The 1,794-nt window shown below is 35.3% G+C and carries 2 protein-coding genes; both read right to left on the reverse strand.

The window, feature by feature from the left end:
• Positions 1-300 precede the first annotated feature (300 nt).
• Entirely contained in the window at positions 301-876 is a 576-nt protein-coding gene (locus A4R26_RS09185; RefSeq protein ID WP_133054604.1) for a hypothetical protein, read from the reverse strand.
• 38 nt (positions 877-914) lie between these two features.
• The coding region (locus tag A4R26_RS09190; RefSeq protein ID WP_278248412.1) for an RHS repeat-associated core domain-containing protein at positions 915-1,794 on the reverse strand (880 nt) is incomplete at its 5' end.

Consider the following 1,794-nt stretch of genomic DNA (forward strand, 5'->3'; position numbering starts at 1 on the left):
TTCCAGATCCGTACAGCATCATTTGCGGTATGGTACCGGAAATCAGTTTAAGTTTTGGGTGCATTGGAATAGGTATCATTAGTGTTAATGGTTGAACCGTGCGCTAATCGCTACGTTCCGGGAATAATTTTCACATAAAAATCTTTAATCTGTTTTAATTGGTCAAATTCTTCCAGTCACCGCGCAGATTTGGCAATAGACGCGTCGTTTTGGGCAATAATCGTGTAAAAACAAACTTATAAAAACAGCTCCGGATGCCGTTAAATGTAAATGACTGTATAGAACTGAAACTTCTTTCTATCATTTAAAAATCCTTTTCCACCCCGTAGGACTTTCCCAAAATCTTCGATCATTTACATTATACTTATAAACAGGTTGATTTTTTTCATCAAGCAAAGTTGCTAATTCTAAAAAAAAGTCCTCCTCCAATGCATCAAGCGCTGATTCATAATCATTAAAATTAATTTCAGAGTATCCACACAAGCATTTTAAATCAAATGTACTTGAGTCCTTTTTTAACCGTTTTCCAAGATAGCAATTAGCATTATAATAATATGGCAATTTAGATCTTGAATTTGGATTTCTACAAGTAGGGTTTTGAGCAACTAGAAAAACGGCTATTTTATCAAGAGAAGAATCATAAATAATTGTATCAATAAACAAAACCGTAGAATCAAAATATTCCGGATTTGTGAATGATGCTGTATGATTTTTCATTTTAAAATATAAGTCAGCAAGGATTGCAACGCTATCCCTGGAGTAAATAGATGCATCAGCGATTACATGATTAATGAAATTCTCTGGCGTTCCCCTTTCCTTGTGCTTTACAAAACAAGAAGTAAAGAAAAAAATAAAAATAATAATATTTCTAGACATGCATTTAATATTCAATAAATAAAAACAACTCACGTTTATCATTTTTGCAAATCCCAGGTTCTTGTGTCTTCATTCCATTGATACTTCCCTTCCTGCAACTGGCTTATATCTGAAAAAAATGAAAATATAGAATGTGCGTCACTATTGCTGTTGCTTTTCATATACTGCACTTTACCTTTCTCCTCTTCATTCGCAAGCCAACCATCATGAATAAACTGAAACGTAGGCGTTTGACCACTTGCATACATCTTACTTCCTTCATAAGGGTCAAAATCTGCTACAAAGGAAATCCTAATTTGCTTTTGTTGCTCTGCTGGCAAAGTAGCTATATGCTCTCTTAAAGCTCTGATAAAACCTTTGCCATAAGCTCCACCCATACTATGAGTAATAATTTTGATTGTTTCAATAATGTTTCCACTTTTATCTCTGGCAAGGCTTGCTATAATACTTGCTGCATCTTCTTTACCTTTTTTATATCCTTCATCATCCCTACCAGCAGCCTTTAAATATTTTTTATCACCATTAATGGGATGGTTTCCTCCGCCAGAACCATCATAATATATGGCATGTTGATCACCAAGCTGTGTCATTACTTCATTGTCAAAATATCTGTCCCTTGCATAAACAGCAAAAGAGCGAGCAGTCATTAGACGATAACCCGGTGGTATTGCTCTACGTTGATTTATAGGAACTGATATCATATCACCATCCTTTTGCGTCCAATATTTATGAGAAGTTTCTCCAAAATGGTTTCCCTGTATGAATATAACAAGATTACCATCTGGATCAATGGCGTTTGTGGGAGTATTTAATGCATATACATAAGGAGATGTTGCAAAATACAACTCAGCCTTTCCGTCAGTACAATGCCACCTCCCAATCTGAGGATCATACATCCTTGCCCCATAATCATACCAC

Source organism: Niastella populi (assembly GCF_002078015.1).
Lineage (GTDB): Bacteria > Bacteroidota > Bacteroidia > Chitinophagales > Chitinophagaceae > Niastella > Niastella populi.